The sequence below is a fragment of the Vibrio sp. 10N.222.46.A1 genome (assembly GCF_041473595.1).
Taxonomy (GTDB): Bacteria; Pseudomonadota; Gammaproteobacteria; order Enterobacterales; family Vibrionaceae; genus Vibrio; species Vibrio tasmaniensis_A.
Window position 1 is genome coordinate 1 of sequence record NZ_JBFRSN010001672.1, and the last position, 369, is coordinate 369.

Here is a 369-nt window from a genome sequence, read left to right on the forward strand (position 1 = left end):
TGGTGCTGATGATCCATCTGAGATTACGATTGGGGAAGGTGACTCTGACGTGGGAGAAGTGACAGAGGACGTCGATGTCAATGAAGATACCAACGAACTCTCGGTGTCCGGTACTTTAACGATTACTGACGTCGACACGAGTGACATGCCTGCATTTAAACCTAATGGCGTGTTTACCCCTGTTGGATCTACTTATGCACTTGCACTAGGTATGTTAACGATTACTCCTGAAGGGGCATGGAGTTATGTCGTTGATAACGATGCGGTTCAATACTTGAACGATGACGACACGGTTATTGAGCGATATGTCGTCACCGCCATCGATGGTGTAGAGCATGTTATCGAGATAACCATCAATGGTGTCAATGA

1 protein-coding gene is annotated in these 369 nt (G+C 46.3%); it reads left to right on the forward strand.

The annotated features are described in order from the left end of the window. A partial coding sequence (locus tag AB4496_RS28790) for a VCBS domain-containing protein (protein ID WP_372133526.1) occupies positions 1-369 on the forward strand: 369 nt, incomplete at both ends.